The organism is Tabrizicola sp. T74 (assembly GCF_057219935.1).
Genome location: NZ_JBXVVT010000005.1, coordinates 128,215 through 141,329, shown reverse-complemented (window position 1 = coordinate 141,329; position 13,115 = coordinate 128,215). Strand labels below are relative to the sequence as shown.

Here is a 13,115-nt window from a genome sequence, read left to right as displayed (position 1 = left end):
GTTGCAGGCAGACTGGGAACGCTACTTTGCCGAAGCGAGTGAGCGAGTCGAACTCCTTGCCATCAGTCTGCCAACAATGGTTGACGCCGTTACTTCGCCTCCATTGCAGAAGGTTGCCTACAAGTTCCTAGTCTTCAGAGAGACTTTGATCTGGAGAACTGTGGAGCTTGGGAGAGCTACTTGTCGCGAAGTCAGTGAAGACCGAGTGATATCTGCCTTCCTCTTGACGCGCGGGGTTGCCGAATGCGCCGCTGCCCTGAACTATGTGTATCGGAAAATCGATAGTTCGCTCAATTCTGGCAACATCAGTGGCCTAGATGAAGTCGCAATGCGGCTCTTGATGGGGCAAAGGCATGGTAATTGGGCGCATCAAGCGGTCAACGTTCTCACAATGGTTGATGACGTAGAACGGGAAATCCCCGGCTTCCGAGGCTTATATGATGTAATGAGTGAGTATGCGCATCCGAACTGGTCTGGCACTTCACTAGCTTTCTCGGAAATGGACCATGTTAGGCACAGAACACTCATAGGAAAGCAACAGGGCCGACAGAACGCACTCAAGAAGCAGTGCCTCAACCTGCTCAATCTCTCACTCCTCTTGTTCAGCGAAAGGTACAATGCGATTTCAGAAGTGTTTCTTGAGTTCAATGCGTTGTGTTCTGAGAAGTTTGATAAATGGCCGGGCAAAGCCTCAGGGGACTAATGTCTTGGCCATTTGACCACCGTACCTGAGACTGCAATGTTCAACGATGACAGTCAGATTTGCCCAAAGCAAATCTGACCGCGCCCGACCCGCCCCCCGGGGGCGGGCGCGACAGTGTCGCTCCCACCTCCGCGTGCCGGTCGCGGTCAGCTTTGCGCCTCGGCGTAAGTTGCGCAATGATTGCGCTCTGTTGCTCCACCACCAACCCCATCTCGCTTCCCCTCCCCTCGTGGGGAGGGGATGGGCGGGGGGCCCCAACCGCAAACTTGACGGCGGACAGCACCACACCATCTTTCTTCCATGCGCGCCCTTCTCGCCCTTGCCCTCCTCGCAACCCCTGCCCAGGCCTGGGACTTCACCGCCACGCCCATCTGCACCATCCTCAACGACACACCGACCCTGCAGGTCCGCGTGACCTACGACCCGTCCCTGCCTGAGCCCTACGCCATCACCCTGACCCGCCCCGACCCCTGGCCGGTGACCGACACCTTCGGCCTCAGCTTCAACGGCCCCGCCGCGATGACCATCGGCACCGGCCGTCACCAGCTTTCGAACGGTGGCCGGACGCTGACCGTCACCGACACGGGCTTTGGGAACGTTCTGGATGGGCTGGCCTACAACGGCACCGCAGCCGCCCTTGCGGGGGACCTTGCCGTGCCCTTCGACCTGACCGGAGCCCGCCCGGCGGTCGAGGCGTTCCGCGCCTGCGACGTCCTGCCCTCGGCCTGAGGCTCAGAACACGCCGACGATCTCGTACATCACCGGCTCGAACCCTCGACACAACTCGTTGATCCTGCGGTTCCTCTCCCGCATCTCGGGGGTACGCAGCATCGCCTGGTAGTCCTCTCGGGCCCGCCATTGGCTGTAGTTGCAGATCCGGGTGCGCGCGTCGTTCATGTGCAGCCCCGCCGCGATGAACCCGGGCTGGCGGCTGATGCAGTCCTGATAGGCCGCCTCCAGCGCCTCGACCAGGTCAAAGGCCATCGCGGGGGTCGTCTCGAAGGTGGTGATGACGGTTTGTCCTTGGAAATCCTTGACAATCTGCGGCATGTCGTCCTCCCTCTGATACAGTCAGGATGGCAGAAAGCGGGACCAAAGGCATGAAGTTTCTCGACCCGAACGATCCCTTCTTCCGCCACGCCTGGGTCCGCTGGCTGACAGTCCTCATGCCGCTCGGCTGGGGGGCGTTCGAGCTTTTCTGGCTGCAATCGCCGTTCTGGGGCGTCCTGTTCCTGGCGGCCGGGGGCTATGCCGGCTACATGCTGTTCTTCCAGCGCGACCGGGATTAGTCCATCCACTCCGGCTGCGGCAGGCCCACGGCGTCCGGGTTGGACAGATAGAGCGCCCCGAAGGCAAGGGCCGCGACCAACAGAACCGCGAAGGCGATCTTCCAGACCGACCAGGGGCGTTCACCCTGCACTTCGCCGGTCTGGCCGTTGACCAGGAAGCGATAGCTTTTGCCGTTGTACTTGTAAGCCGCCATCCAGACCGGCAACAGGATGTGCTTGAAGGTCTCGTCCGACCAGTTGGTGTCCACATCATGGACGCGCTGTTCATCGCCGCCGATGTCGCGGCGCACGTCCTGCAGGATCACGCTCGACATCCGCTCCTGCGCCTCGCGCCAGCCGTCAGCCAGACCCACCGTATAGCCCTCTGCCTGAAATCCGGCAAGGAATTCAGGAGTATACGCGGTCAGCGCGCCCAGGTCCCAGGGCGTCAGCTCATTCCCCAGCCGCGCGGGCAGGCTGCGCGAGGCCATCACCAGCACATCGTCGAAATCGCGGCTGACCCGGCCCGAGGCGGGATACCACCGGGTACGGCGCACCTGTTCCTGCCGCTGCTCCATCCGGCCATTGACGCGGACGCTGACCGTGCGGGTCTCGTAGTAATGCTCGCCCCGTTCCCCGGTATAGCGGCTGTCGGTATCGGCATCGAAAGTCCAGAACGGGACATAGACCCCATTCAACGCCCGGCCCTTCCGCGCGTATTCCAGAAGCGTGCCCGGCGCGAACCACAGGCTGCCCATCCAGCGGATCATCGCGGCCCGCGCCTCGGCTTCGGTCAGGACAAAGGGCACCAGCGCCTGCGGCTTGATGTGGCGTTCGGTTCCGGTGTCCAGCACCACGGGCGTCGCGCAGAACGGGCATTCGGTGGCATGCGTCGCGCCCGAGACCTCGACCTTGGCCCCGCAGCTGGGGCAAGAGGTCGTGCGCACCTCGACCATGTCGCCGCTGGAAAGGTCGTCCCGCAGTCCGCGCGCCAGGTCCAGCTCCTGCAAGGCCCGCGCCCGCGCGCGAGGAGCCTCGGGCGTGATGGCCTGGACATGGCCGCAATGTTCGCAGGTCAGGCTGGTCTGGCCCGGCGCATAGCGCAACTGCGCGCCGCACTGGGCGCAGGGCCAGCGGTATTCGTCCTGCGGCATGGCTTACGATTTGGGCGGCGGGGGCGGCACGCTGTCCAGAAGCCGGGCCAGGTCGGTCTCGGCGGCCATCTTCCAGCCGTCCTGACCGGGGGTCCAGACCATGGTCGCGCGCGTCAGCCGTCCCTCGGCGGCAGCCCTTGCCAGGTCCGCCTCGCCGAAGGGCCCCGACGTCGCCCCGTCCACCGCCAGATGCCACACCCTGCCCGCCGGCGGCGGTGGTGGGGGAGGCGGCGGGGGCGGGGCGACAGAAGGCTGTGTCCCGCCCCATGGCCCCGCGTTCTGCCCCATGTTCTGCGCCATGGCGGCCCCCATGCCCATGCCCATCCCGGCCCCCATGGCCTGGCCCATCGCCGAACCGGGCTGCGACATGCTTTCGGCCGCGTTGAACTGCATGTAGCGGTTCAGATCGCCCACCACCCCCATCGAGGTGCGCTTGTCCAGCGCCTTTTCCACCTCTTCCGGCAGGCTGATGTTTTCAATGTAGAATTCCGGGATCGACAACCCGTATTCGCCGACCTTGGGCGCAATCGCATTGGCGATGATCTTGCCCAGATCGGTCAGGTTCGCCGCCATGTCGAGGACCGGGTTGCCCGACTTGGCCAGCACCTGGCTCGCCTCTTGCACGATGATGTTGCGGACCTGAAAGCTGATCTCGTCCGCCGTGAACTCGCCGTCCGTCCCCACGATCTCGGTGATGAACTTGCCCGGGTCCGTGACCCGCATCGAATAGGTCCCGAAGGCGCGCAGTCGGACCGGCCCGAACTCGGGGTCGCGGGCCATGATCGGGTTCTTCGTGCCCCATTTCTGGTCGTTGAAGCGGGTGGTGTTGACGAAATAGATCTCGGACTTGAACGGCGACTGGAAGCCGTGGTCCCAGTGCTGCAGCGTGGTCAGGATCGGCATGTTGTTGGTCTCAAGCATGTAGAGACCGGGCTGGAACACGTCGGCCAGCTGCCCCTCATGGATGAAGACCGCGGCCTGGCCTTCCCGCACCGTCAGCTTGGCGCCGTACTTGATCGCCTGGCCCCGCCGGTCGAACCGCCAGACCATCGTGTCGCGCGTGTCATCCAGCCAGGAAATGACATCGATGAATTCGCCCTTGAGGAAATCGAAGACCATGGGACCCTCCGTTTGGGATCAACTTTCGCCGCCGGTCAAGCGGCGCGCAAGCGAGAAGACGATGGGACGGGCTTCCTCGGCGGTCATGCCCGGACGCAATTCGGGACTGTAGAGGATGCGCAGCAAAAGCTCGTCGTGGTCGGTCAAAAGCGCGAACTCCTCGTCGTCGTTGAAGATCGACGGGCGCGCGCGCGGGCTGTCGTTCGGCAGGCCCAGGCCCTGCGTCAGCTCCTCGTGCAGGCAGGACAGGCGCAACAGGTCGGGATGTTCGGCCCGGATCACTGCGAAGGCGCGGGTGTAGGCCCCCGTGGCGTTGTCCGCCAGGGCATAGACCAGGCAATAGGTCGTCTTGGGCATCGCCGTGATGCCAGCGACCTCGGCCGGGCCAAGGCCGGGCAGGGTGGCCCGCACCACCGGTCCCAGCGCCTCACGCTCGTCTTCGGACACGATATGGATGAAGAAGTTCGGCGCGCGTTCGTCCACCATGATCGGGTGGCCGGTGACCTTGGACAACCGGGCCGCAAAGCTGGCGATCCGCGCCCGGTCGGTCGCCTGCCGGTCGGGCGGCACGCTGGCGCCAAAGCGGATGCCGATCCGCACCGGGCCCTCCCAGCGCCGCAGGTCGGATTCGGTCTCCTGCCGGACAAACCCGCCCGACCCACGGCGGTATTCGTCGAACAGCGCGATCCGCATGAAGTTTTCCGCCAGGATCCGGTCGGTGAACTCGATCTCCGATCCGCCGTCGGTGCGCAGCATGCCCTGGGTCAGCAAGGCCTGTTGCACCTGGGCGAAATAGGCCTGGACGGCAGCGCTTTTCGCGGTCTGCGGGGTGGGCACCACGGGCAGGGGATCAGGCGGCGGCGCGACCGCGACCGGGCCCAAGCTGACGCATCCCGCCAGCGCAAGGCACGCGGCGCCGGTGACCAGACCCCTCACTATCCGTCCGCGTGCCATTCCCTGCCGCCGATGCCTCAGGCCGATGCCGGAGGGGTGATCTGACGCGCCCGGGCGGCCGCCAGCGTTTCGCGCAACTCGGCCTCCATCTTCACCAGTTCCGCCTCGGCCGCCGCCCGCCGCGCCTTGCCTTCGTCGGCGATGGCCAGGCTTTCGTTGATCGTCGCGATCAGCGTGGCATTCGCGGCCTTCACCGTCTCGATGTCGAAGACGCCCCGCTCCATCTCCTCGCGCACCACCTTGTTCGCGGCCTGCAGGTTCTCGGCATTGGCCTTCAGAAGCTCATTGGTCAGGTCGCTGGCATCCCGCACCGCCTCGGCCGCCTCTTTCGACCGCTGGATCGTCACCGCCTGCGCAAGCTGCGTCTCCCACAGCGGCACCGTGTTGACGAGGGTCGAGTTGATCTTGGTGACCAGCGACTTGTCATTTTCCTGCACCAGCCGGATCGAAGGCAGCGACTGCATCGTCACCTGCCGCGTCAGCCGCAGGTCATGCACCCGGCGCTCCAGGTCATCCCGCGCAGCGCGCAGGTCGCGCAGCTCCTGGGCCTTTATCACCTTGTCGGCCTCGGGGGCTGCCGCAACCTCGGCCTCCTTGGCCGGAATGGTCTTGCTGTCGGTCTCGGTCAGCTTCGCCTCACCGGCGGCGATGTACAGCGCCAGCTCGTTGTAGAAGGTCAGGGTCTTTTCATACAGGACATCGAGGCTCTTGATGTCCTTCAGAAGCGTGTGCTCGTGGGACAGCAGGTCGCCGGTGATCTTGTCGATCTGGCTTTGGACTTCCTCGTACTGCGCGACGAATTCCGCGAACGGGGCCGCGCGGCCCAGCAGCTTTTCCCACCAGCTCGCTTCACGCCGCAGGTCCAGCTCTTCGGACGCGAACCCCCGGATCGTGGTGACGATCTTGCGAAGCGAGTCCCCCGCAGGCCCCACGTCCTTGTTCTTCACATCCTGCAGCATCGCCTGGCTGATGACCTGCAGTTCCGCCTGGGCCGAGGAGCCGAAGCTGATGATCGACTGGGTGCTGGTCAGGTCGACCTCGGCCATCCGCTTGCGGATTTCCTCGGCCTTGGGCGCAGGCGCGGCCTCCAGCGGCACGACCTCGGCCATGGGTTCCGGCAGGATCACGGCGGTAACCTTCTCGACCTCGGTCAGAAGGGCCTGGGCACTGGATTGGACGGTCTCGGACATCGGGGTCTCCCGTTTAATGGTCAAGTTTCAACCGGTCGCGCAGGACGGCGATTTCCACGTCCAGGTCGCTGCGGCTGTTGGTAAGGAAGGTTCGCGACTTTTCCGCGAAGGTCGTCTCAAGATCGGCCAGCAGAGCCTCATAATCTGCCCGCGTCCCGGCATCGCGGGTCTGGGCATAATGGTCGGCGAACTTCACCGTCGCGTCGCGCGCGCCCATCAGGTAGACCGACAGATACTTCCGCGCCGCCGTCAGGTCGCGCGGATCGCCCTCGACCGTGCGGAAGAGGCCCCGCGCCACGGCGGCGAACTGGTCGACCCGCCGCTCCAGCCCACGGTCGCGGGCCCGCAGGATCGCGTCCTTCATCGCCGCCAGATGCGCCTCGCCTTCCTCGACCACCCGCGCCACCCGGTCGGTCTGGAAGGCATCGACGCCCTCCATCCCCTTGTCGGCCATCGGGTCCATGCCGAACGTCCCCAGATGCAACCCAGCGCCGACCAACCCGTAAAGCAGCGGATAGACCAGCCCCTGGTCTGCGATGATCCCGCCCACCGCCAGCGCCGCCCCGGTCAGGACCGCACCCAGTGCCTTGCGCGGCAGGGCCGGACGCCGCGCCACCTTGCGGGCGTTATACGCCGCCTCCGCCCGCAACCCCTCACGCGTCAGCCAGGCCGACAGCACGATCAGCCCCCCGGAGAGCAGTCCCAGCAGCATCTCGCGCGGGCCATCGCCAAAGGCGGGAAACAGGAACAGGAAGGCGGTCAGGAACAGCACCGTCGTCCGCCACAGGCCCACAGGCCGCGGCTCGGCCAGGACCGGCACGGACTTGCCCGCCCCGCCCCCGCCGGGAGAGTACTTCCCCCCGAACCGTTCCGCCATCACATGCCCCCCGACCAGGCCACATAGGCCGTCAGGGCAACCAGCAGGGTCAGCGACAGGTTCCTCAGACCGGTTCCCGACATGGCATCCCCTTTTCGTGCGTCCGTTGTCCCGACCTTAGCCGAGGTCGGCATCCCTTGCCAGCGCCGCCAGGGGGAAATCGGCGGCATTCCTCCCCGGCTCGCGCCCGGGTCAGGAACAGCCGACTTGCAAGGAATCGGCATCGCGCGCAGAGTTCGCGAATTGGAAGGCAGATTTTGATCACGTCATGATTTTGCATGGAGTGTCCGATGCTGGATGCCGAAAACACTGCCAATACCGACAGCAAGGGTCGCCGGGGCGAGGAACGCGCCTGGGGCGCGCATATGGCCGGTCTTCGGGCCAGCTATCACCGCCACGTCATCCAGCACCCTGACAGACAGGACAAGCGGATCGAGGCGCTTCTCGACCCTGCCGTGGCCGACCAGCCCGCGAACTGGCGGAACTGGGAAATCCCGAACGAGATCGAGATCCTCTTGGTCCAGCTGAAGCTGGGGGCGGATCTGGACGTGGCGCTCGACAGTGCCTTCCTGACTGCCGAAAAGATCGCCGTGCCCTCGGGCGCGGTCCTGGCCAAGCGTCGCGATCCCCAGGCCGGGGATGAGGCCAAGCAGGCGCTTCTCGCCAAGCTCCTGCGCGACACCCACAACCGCTATGCCGAACGCCGATCGGAACGCGCCGAACGGGCGCATGTCGCGCGGCGGATGACCTACCTCGGCTTCGGGCTGACCGGGGTGATCGTCGGGGTCTTCCTGGTCCTTGGCACCGGCTGGTTCGCTGTTGCGGTCGAAAAGATGCCCTTCACCGACCTGGTGAAATACAACCTGATCGTGACCACCTTCTTCGGCTTCCTCGGCGCCTATCTCTCGCGCCTGATCGCCTTCCAGAACACCGCCGTCGCCCTGTCGGTGGATGACCTGGAGAACGGCTATTCCTGGCACTTCCTGATGGTGCGGCTTCTGGTCGGCGGGCTGTCCTCGGTCATCCTCTACTTCGTCATCTCCGGCCATCTGATCGGGGGCGAGCTGTTCCCGGCCCCCGACGACGGGGCCAGTGGCGGGTTCGGCGATCTCTGGACCGTCCACAACGGGGCGGGGATGCCTTACGAGGGCCCCTCGGCGAACTTCGCCAAGCTGATCGTCTGGTGCTTCATCGCCGGGTTCTCCGAACGCTTCCTGCCCGACAGCCTGTCGGCCCTGGAAGTCAAAAGCCGCGGCTAGCCCTTCTTGGGGCCAGTGCGCGGGCCGGGCCGCGCGGCTGTACCGCGCGGTCGGGTCGGTCCGTCCGATCCCGGCCGCTCGGCCTTCCGCGCCGGGGGCCGGGTGGCCGTCTTCCAGGCTTCGGACAACTGCTTCAGCCCCTCGCCGGGCTTCAGCAGCTTGCCCTTGGCGGTCGGTTTGGCGTCGGGTTTGGCTGCCGCCTTCGCCCCCGGTTTCGCAGCTGGCTTCGCTTCGGCCTTCCGCCCCGGTCGCGGCCCACCGGGAACCTCGCTTTCCGACAGCCCCAACTGCTCGCGCAGGACCTTGGGCTTCACTTCCTCGACCTCGCCGGGCTGCAATTCGTTCAGGCGGAACGGCCCGTATGAGGTGCGGATCAGCCGGTTCACGGTCAGCCCGATGTGGTTCATCGCCCGGCGGATTTCGCGGTTCTTCCCCTCGCGCAGGCCCACCGTCAGCCAGGCGTTGGCACCCTGGTGGCGGTCCAGCTTGACCTCCATCTTCTGGAACCGCTCGCCGTCGATGGTGATGCCCTTCCGCAACGGCTCCAGGTCGGGATCCGTGGGGTTGCCCTTCACCCGCACCCGGTATTTTCGCAGCCAGCCGGTCGAGGGCAACTCCAGCCGACGCTTGAGTTCGCCGTCGTTGGTCAGGAGAAGAAGGCCCTCGGAATTCAGGTCCAGCCGCCCCACCGACATCACCCGGGGCATGTCCTCGGGCAGGTGGTCAAAGACCGTATCCCGGCCTTTCTCGTCGGCGGCCGAGGTCACCAGCCCCTCGGGCTTGTAGTAAAGCCACAGGCGCGGGGGGTCGGGTTGGCCCACGGGTTCGCCCCGGACGGTGATCTTGTCCTTCGCGGTCACGTTCAGGGCAGGCGAGGTGATGACCTTGCCGTTGACCTTCACCTCGCCCAGTTCGATCAGCCGCTCGGCCTCGCGGCGCGAGGCGATGCCGGCGCGGGACAGGACCTTGGCGATGCGCTCGCCTTCGGGGGTGTCCGCGTCTTTCGGGGTCGCCTTCGGGGCGGGGGGCTTTTCTTTTCCGGCCATGGGGCACATCCTTCGGGCCTTGTTGGCCGGGGTGGCAGGGTATCGAAGCGGGCATGAAAGAGCAACGCGAAGGCTTCCGGTCGTTCATGGGGCTGGCGCTGGAGGAGGCGCGGGCGGCTGCCTCTCGCGGCGAGGTGCCGGTGGGCGCGGTGGTCGTCCGGGGGGACGAAGTGCTTGCCCGGGCGGGGAATCGGACGCGGGAGCTGTCCGATCCGACGGCCCATGCCGAGATGCTGGCGATCCGGGAGGCGTGCCGCGTGCTGGGGTCGGAACGGCTGGTCGGCTGCGACCTTTACGTGACCCTGGAACCCTGCCCGATGTGCGCCGCCGCGATCAGTGCCGCGCGGGTGGGGCGGCTGTACTTTGGGGCGGCGGACCCGAAGTCCGGGGGGGTCACCGTGGGGGCGCGGGTCTTCAGCCACCCCCAGTGCCACCACGTGCCCGAGGTCTATGACGGGATCGGGGCAGGGGAGGCGGAGGCGCTGCTGAAGGGGTTTTTCGCAGGCAAGCGGGACTAGTGTCCACGGTGGACAAACGCTGATGGTCCAATGATTCCAGTAGCTTGGTCGCGGGCGTTAGGGATTTGGAAAGGATTTGGGTTCCGGGGCTTGGGGGTGGCAGCTGCGCGGACCACGAGGGGTCGCCCTGGGGTTGATGTTACTCTTTTCGGGGATTGGCAGGGCTGATTGCGCTGGACTTTCGCACCAGTGGGGGTGGGCCTTATTCGGCAAAACCAGTGGGTTGAACAAGGGGTGGGGGCCGCAAAAGACTCTGGTGGGAAGGGGTTTCGGGGGATTGACAGCCTCCGCCCGCGTGAGGTTGCCTGAGAGCGTGGTTAACGTTTTGGTGCGCGGATGGACGGGGTTGGAGTGAGGGGTGTGGGGAGTTATGGCACGGCAAAAGCGCCGCTGAGGCTCTTCGCCCAAACTCTTAAATCAAGTGCACGGACACTTGGACCGGAAGTCGTGCGAGCGGAGGCTTTGGTGTTTACAAGACTACGAATATTCTTGGCAAGGCTTTCGTGTGGATCAATTTTTCATGTTGCTGCGCTTCTTGTCATCAATTTTTTTCTGCTCGGCATCGTTATTGGTGCGGCTTTAGATGTTCTGACGTTCTTCATGGACTTCGAATCAGCCCAGAGAGCGCTCATGCTTCCAATAGTGTGCCTTTCTCCATTGTTCCTGTTCCCCTTGCTACTTATTGGAGAGAGAATTTGGATGTTTTCTGGCATCTATCGATTAATCGGGGCAAGAGACTACTTCTTTAGGGATAAGATCGTTAGCCTTCTACAGCCGGGAGAAAAGTAATGGTGGAGAGACCTGACCTTGAATTCCGGCGCGTTAGCGGGACAGACTGGGGCAAATTAGATGGGCCATGAAAAGTAGGGGCATGGTATGGACAAAGACGTTTCACGTTCTTCAAGCCATAACTTCTCAAAGATTCTTACTTCTCTTTCGAGACTTGGTAGGGCCGCTCTTCAACTATCTAATTGATTTAGTGTCCGAATTCTGAAATTTCTGAGGAGACCTGACCCAGAATTCGTCGCCCGCCTGTCGCTAAGAATGGACCTTCTTGCATATTGCGACTCAAGCGGAGAGATAAAGAGATACCGCATAAGAAAGAATGGAGACTTTCCGTCGCGTATTGATTTGTACGATACCTTACAATCCATCACCTTCTCTAGGCCTTCTGAAAAGATGCGCCAATTGCTCATTCCTCCGCCCTCCGACGGAAGCGTCTTGCACGATGGGGTCCTTTGGGGTTGGACACCCGATGGCGTCTACATGAGAATACTTATAGGTGATGTCTTAATGCTTCTCACATTCGAAGAAGCGGAAAGTTTACGAGAAGCTGTATTCCCAAGAAACACGATCAATGGAGCAAAATTAGATGGGTGATCCAACCAACAGTAGCTTGATCGGTTTCAACTATGAGAGCCCATTTTCTTTTGGGTTTGGCGCACTGAACTCGACGCTCGACTTCAACTTCAGTGTCCGCGCTCAGCCGGGCAGGGGACTGATGAAAAGGACCGTGGTTGATCGTGGGTAAATGTCCACGGCCAAGCCTTTGATTTCTATAGGGGCAGCTAGTGTGTCCTGCGTGGACAGGCCGCTCAGATCCGGATCGGGTCCAGGACCTCGGGCTCGATCACCTCGATCCCCGGCGGCAGGCCCGCCTTCAGGACCGAGGCGTCCTGGGCGAGAAGGCCGAAGGTCCGGTAGTGACAAGGGATCACCCAGCGGAAGTTGAACCATTTCCGCGCCGCCCAGGCCGCGCGCTCCATGTCCATCGTGTAGTGCCCGCCACAGGACAGGATGCCGATGTCGGGCTGGTGGAACTCGGCCATCCAGGCCATGTCGGCCATGATGTCGGTGTCGCCGGATAGGTAGATCGTGTGGCCTTCCCCAGCGATCATGAACCCAGCCGCGTCCCCTGCGGGGAGGAGGCCCTTGTCCCCGAAGTCAATCGAAGCGGAATGGACGGCATTGACCATCGTCACCTTCGCGCCCCCCAGCATCAGCGTCCCGCCCTTGCCGAAGCCCACCGTCTGAGCAAGGTCGTTCGCGTTCATCCACTCGGACACTTCATGGATGCAGTGGACCTTGATCCCCAGTTTCTTTGCCAGCCGCGCGGCGTCCGAGGCATGGTCGCCGTGGGCGTGGGTCAGGAGGATATGCGTCGCACCCGCGACAGCTTCGTCTTCCTTCCCCGCCGGGAACATCGGGTTGCCGGTCAGCCAGGGGTCGACCAGCAGCACGGCCTGTTCAATTTCGATGCGAAAGCCGGAATGGCCAAGCCAGGTGATCTGCATGGGTCGCTCCTTCGAATTATCTGAGGCGGGCTAACCATTCCGAAGCGACGGAGAGATGACAATGCTGGAGCCGATCGATGCCTATTGTGAGCGGACCTCCGCCGCCTATTGGGCGGAACCGGTGAATGCGGTCACGAATGCGGCCTTCCTGATTGCGGCCTTCGTGATGTGGCGGCGGACGGAAGGCATGCCCTTGGCGCGGGCGATGTGCGGGGTGCTGGCGGTGATCGGGGCGGGGTCCTACCTGTTCCACACCCATGCCAACGGGCTGACGGCGGCGCTGGATGTCGGGCCGATCCTGATCTTCATCCTTCTCTACATCTTTGCGGCGACGCGGGACCTTCTGGGGCTGGGGCCCTGGTGGGCGGCCGGCGCGGTGCTCGCCTTCTTCCCCTATGCCGCGCTGATGGTGCCGGCGTTCGACCGGGTCTTGCCCGTCCTTGGCTCCTCGGCCGGTTACGCGCCGATTCCGGTGCTGATCCTCGGCTATGCCGCGGCGCTGTGGGCCAGGGCGCCCGCGACGGCGCGGGGCCTTGCGCTGGGCGCTGCGATCCTGGTCGTCAGCCTGACCTTCCGCACGCTGGACGGGCCGCTTTGCGATCTGCTGCCCTTTGGCACGCATTTCATGTGGCACATCCTGAACGGTCTGATGCTCGGCTGGATGATCGAGGTCTATCGCCGCCACATGCTTGCAGTGCGGGGGGCGCGCGGCTAAACGAAGCCAAACCTTTAG

Annotated in this window: 17 protein-coding genes; 8 read left to right on the top strand and 9 right to left on the bottom strand. The window is 64.0% G+C overall.

Features of this window, described 5'->3' with window-relative positions; translation table 11 throughout:
- Position 1: 1 nt before the first annotated feature.
- Both AC2EAL_RS15495 and AC2EAL_RS15490 read left to right on the top strand, forming a co-directional pair.
- Positions 2–703 (top strand): hypothetical protein, encoded by a 702-nt coding sequence (locus tag AC2EAL_RS15495; protein WP_484725142.1) that lies wholly within the window; start codon positions 2–4, stop codon positions 701–703.
- Positions 704–1,003: 300 nt separating this feature from the next.
- A complete protein-coding gene (locus AC2EAL_RS15490; RefSeq protein WP_484725141.1) occupies positions 1,004–1,432 on the top strand; it encodes an excinuclease ABC subunit B in 429 nt (142 codons plus the stop codon).
- A 3-nt stretch (positions 1,433–1,435) separates the two neighbouring features.
- Here the strand turns inward: AC2EAL_RS15490 and AC2EAL_RS15485 are convergent, their stop codons facing one another.
- On the bottom strand, positions 1,436–1,753 hold the full coding sequence (locus tag AC2EAL_RS15485; RefSeq protein ID WP_484725140.1) for an antibiotic biosynthesis monooxygenase family protein: 318 nt from the start codon (positions 1,751–1,753) through the stop codon (positions 1,436–1,438).
- 50 nt (positions 1,754–1,803) lie between these two features.
- Between AC2EAL_RS15485 and AC2EAL_RS15480 the strand changes: the two genes are divergently transcribed.
- Positions 1,804–1,992 carry a hypothetical protein gene (locus AC2EAL_RS15480; RefSeq protein WP_484725139.1) on the top strand — a complete coding sequence of 63 codons (189 nt, stop codon included), beginning with the start codon at positions 1,804–1,806 and terminating at the stop codon, positions 1,990–1,992.
- On the opposite strand, the gene AC2EAL_RS15475 is transcribed toward AC2EAL_RS15480, so the two are convergent.
- The 6 genes from AC2EAL_RS15475 to AC2EAL_RS15450 all read right to left on the bottom strand — a co-directional run bounded on the left by AC2EAL_RS15475 (position 1,989) and on the right by AC2EAL_RS15450 (position 7,435).
- Entirely contained in the window at positions 1,989–3,125 is a 1,137-nt protein-coding gene (locus AC2EAL_RS15475; RefSeq protein ID WP_484725138.1) for a TFIIB-type zinc ribbon-containing protein, read from the bottom strand. The genes AC2EAL_RS15480 and AC2EAL_RS15475 overlap by 4 nt on opposite strands.
- A gap of 3 nt (positions 3,126–3,128) precedes the next feature.
- Entirely contained in the window at positions 3,129–4,244 is a 1,116-nt protein-coding gene (locus AC2EAL_RS15470) for an SPFH domain-containing protein (protein WP_484725137.1), read from the bottom strand.
- A gap of 18 nt (positions 4,245–4,262) precedes the next feature.
- On the bottom strand, positions 4,263–5,126 hold the full coding sequence (locus AC2EAL_RS15465) for a DUF2927 domain-containing protein (RefSeq protein ID WP_484725136.1): 864 nt from the start codon (positions 5,124–5,126) through the stop codon (positions 4,263–4,265).
- 89 nt (positions 5,127–5,215) lie between these two features.
- A complete protein-coding gene (locus AC2EAL_RS15460; protein WP_484725135.1) occupies positions 5,216–6,388 on the bottom strand; it encodes a toxic anion resistance protein in 1,173 nt (390 codons plus the stop codon).
- A 13-nt stretch (positions 6,389–6,401) separates the two neighbouring features.
- On the bottom strand, positions 6,402–7,265 hold the full coding sequence (locus tag AC2EAL_RS15455; RefSeq protein ID WP_484725134.1) for a 5-bromo-4-chloroindolyl phosphate hydrolysis family protein: 864 nt from the start codon (positions 7,263–7,265) through the stop codon (positions 6,402–6,404).
- Positions 7,265–7,435: a hypothetical protein gene (locus tag AC2EAL_RS15450; protein ID WP_484725133.1), complete on the bottom strand. Its 171-nt coding sequence runs from the start codon at positions 7,433–7,435 to the stop codon at positions 7,265–7,267. Before AC2EAL_RS15450 ends, AC2EAL_RS15455 begins: the two co-directional genes overlap by 1 nt.
- Before the next feature lie 120 nt (positions 7,436–7,555).
- On the opposite strand from AC2EAL_RS15450, the gene AC2EAL_RS15445 reads away from it, so the two are divergent.
- The gene (locus AC2EAL_RS15445) at positions 7,556–8,524 is read left to right on the top strand and encodes a hypothetical protein (RefSeq protein ID WP_484725132.1); all 969 of its coding nucleotides are present in this window, start codon (positions 7,556–7,558) and stop codon (positions 8,522–8,524) included.
- Here the strand turns inward: AC2EAL_RS15445 and AC2EAL_RS15440 are convergent.
- A complete protein-coding gene (locus AC2EAL_RS15440) occupies positions 8,521–9,570 on the bottom strand; it encodes a pseudouridine synthase (protein ID WP_484725131.1) in 1,050 nt (349 codons plus the stop codon). The two genes, AC2EAL_RS15445 and AC2EAL_RS15440, sit on opposite strands and share 4 nt — an antisense overlap.
- 53 nt (positions 9,571–9,623) lie before the next feature.
- On the opposite strand from AC2EAL_RS15440, the gene AC2EAL_RS15435 reads away from it, so the two are divergent.
- The 3 genes from AC2EAL_RS15435 to AC2EAL_RS15425 all read left to right on the top strand — a co-directional run bounded on the left by AC2EAL_RS15435 (position 9,624) and on the right by AC2EAL_RS15425 (position 11,468).
- Entirely contained in the window at positions 9,624–10,088 is a 465-nt protein-coding gene (locus AC2EAL_RS15435; RefSeq protein WP_484725130.1) for a nucleoside deaminase, read from the top strand.
- Positions 10,089–10,424: 336 nt separating this feature from the next.
- The gene (locus AC2EAL_RS15430) at positions 10,425–10,877 is read left to right on the top strand and encodes a hypothetical protein (RefSeq protein WP_484725129.1); all 453 of its coding nucleotides are present in this window, start codon (positions 10,425–10,427) and stop codon (positions 10,875–10,877) included.
- Positions 10,878–11,132: 255 nt separating this feature from the next.
- On the top strand, positions 11,133–11,468 hold the full coding sequence (locus AC2EAL_RS15425) for a hypothetical protein (protein WP_484725128.1): 336 nt from the start codon (positions 11,133–11,135) through the stop codon (positions 11,466–11,468).
- A gap of 215 nt (positions 11,469–11,683) precedes the next feature.
- Here AC2EAL_RS15425 and AC2EAL_RS15420 read toward each other — a convergent pair whose 3' ends face one another.
- Positions 11,684–12,382, bottom strand: a complete 699-nt coding sequence (locus tag AC2EAL_RS15420; RefSeq protein ID WP_484725127.1) for a metal-dependent hydrolase — start codon at positions 12,380–12,382, stop codon at positions 11,684–11,686.
- 55 nt (positions 12,383–12,437) lie between these two features.
- Here AC2EAL_RS15420 and AC2EAL_RS15415 point away from each other — a divergent pair, with 55 nt between their 5' ends.
- Complete coding sequence (locus AC2EAL_RS15415; protein ID WP_484725126.1) at positions 12,438–13,097, top strand: hypothetical protein; 660 nt, start codon at positions 12,438–12,440, stop codon at positions 13,095–13,097.
- Positions 13,098–13,115: the final 18 nt, after the last annotated feature.

Excerpts from the sequence above, each read along its gene's own strand:
- AC2EAL_RS15420 (WP_484725127.1), bottom strand. The coding sequence starts at position 12,382 with ATGCAGATCACCTGGCTTGGCCATTCCGGCTTTCGCATCGAAATTGAA.
- AC2EAL_RS15445 (WP_484725132.1), top strand. The coding sequence starts at position 7,556 with ATGCTGGATGCCGAAAACACTGCCAATACCGACAGCAAGGGTCGCCGG.
- AC2EAL_RS15490 (WP_484725141.1), top strand. The coding sequence starts at position 1,004 with ATGCGCGCCCTTCTCGCCCTTGCCCTCCTCGCAACCCCTGCCCAGGCC.
- AC2EAL_RS15435 (WP_484725130.1), top strand. The coding sequence starts at position 9,624 with ATGAAAGAGCAACGCGAAGGCTTCCGGTCGTTCATGGGGCTGGCGCTG.
- AC2EAL_RS15470 (WP_484725137.1), bottom strand. The coding sequence starts at position 4,244 with ATGGTCTTCGATTTCCTCAAGGGCGAATTCATCGATGTCATTTCCTGG.
- AC2EAL_RS15430 (WP_484725129.1), top strand. The coding sequence starts at position 10,425 with ATGGACGGGGTTGGAGTGAGGGGTGTGGGGAGTTATGGCACGGCAAAA.
- AC2EAL_RS15460 (WP_484725135.1), bottom strand. The coding sequence starts at position 6,388 with ATGTCCGAGACCGTCCAATCCAGTGCCCAGGCCCTTCTGACCGAGGTC.
- AC2EAL_RS15425 (WP_484725128.1), top strand. The coding sequence starts at position 11,133 with ATGGACCTTCTTGCATATTGCGACTCAAGCGGAGAGATAAAGAGATAC.
- AC2EAL_RS15475 (WP_484725138.1), bottom strand. The coding sequence starts at position 3,125 with ATGCCGCAGGACGAATACCGCTGGCCCTGCGCCCAGTGCGGCGCGCAG.
- AC2EAL_RS15415 (WP_484725126.1), top strand. The coding sequence starts at position 12,438 with ATGACAATGCTGGAGCCGATCGATGCCTATTGTGAGCGGACCTCCGCC.
- AC2EAL_RS15485 (WP_484725140.1), bottom strand. The coding sequence starts at position 1,753 with ATGCCGCAGATTGTCAAGGATTTCCAAGGACAAACCGTCATCACCACC.
- AC2EAL_RS15450 (WP_484725133.1), bottom strand. The coding sequence starts at position 7,435 with ATGCCGCCGATTTCCCCCTGGCGGCGCTGGCAAGGGATGCCGACCTCG.
- AC2EAL_RS15455 (WP_484725134.1), bottom strand. The coding sequence starts at position 7,265 with ATGGCGGAACGGTTCGGGGGGAAGTACTCTCCCGGCGGGGGCGGGGCG.
- AC2EAL_RS15440 (WP_484725131.1), bottom strand. The coding sequence starts at position 9,570 with ATGGCCGGAAAAGAAAAGCCCCCCGCCCCGAAGGCGACCCCGAAAGAC.
- AC2EAL_RS15480 (WP_484725139.1), top strand. The coding sequence starts at position 1,804 with ATGAAGTTTCTCGACCCGAACGATCCCTTCTTCCGCCACGCCTGGGTC.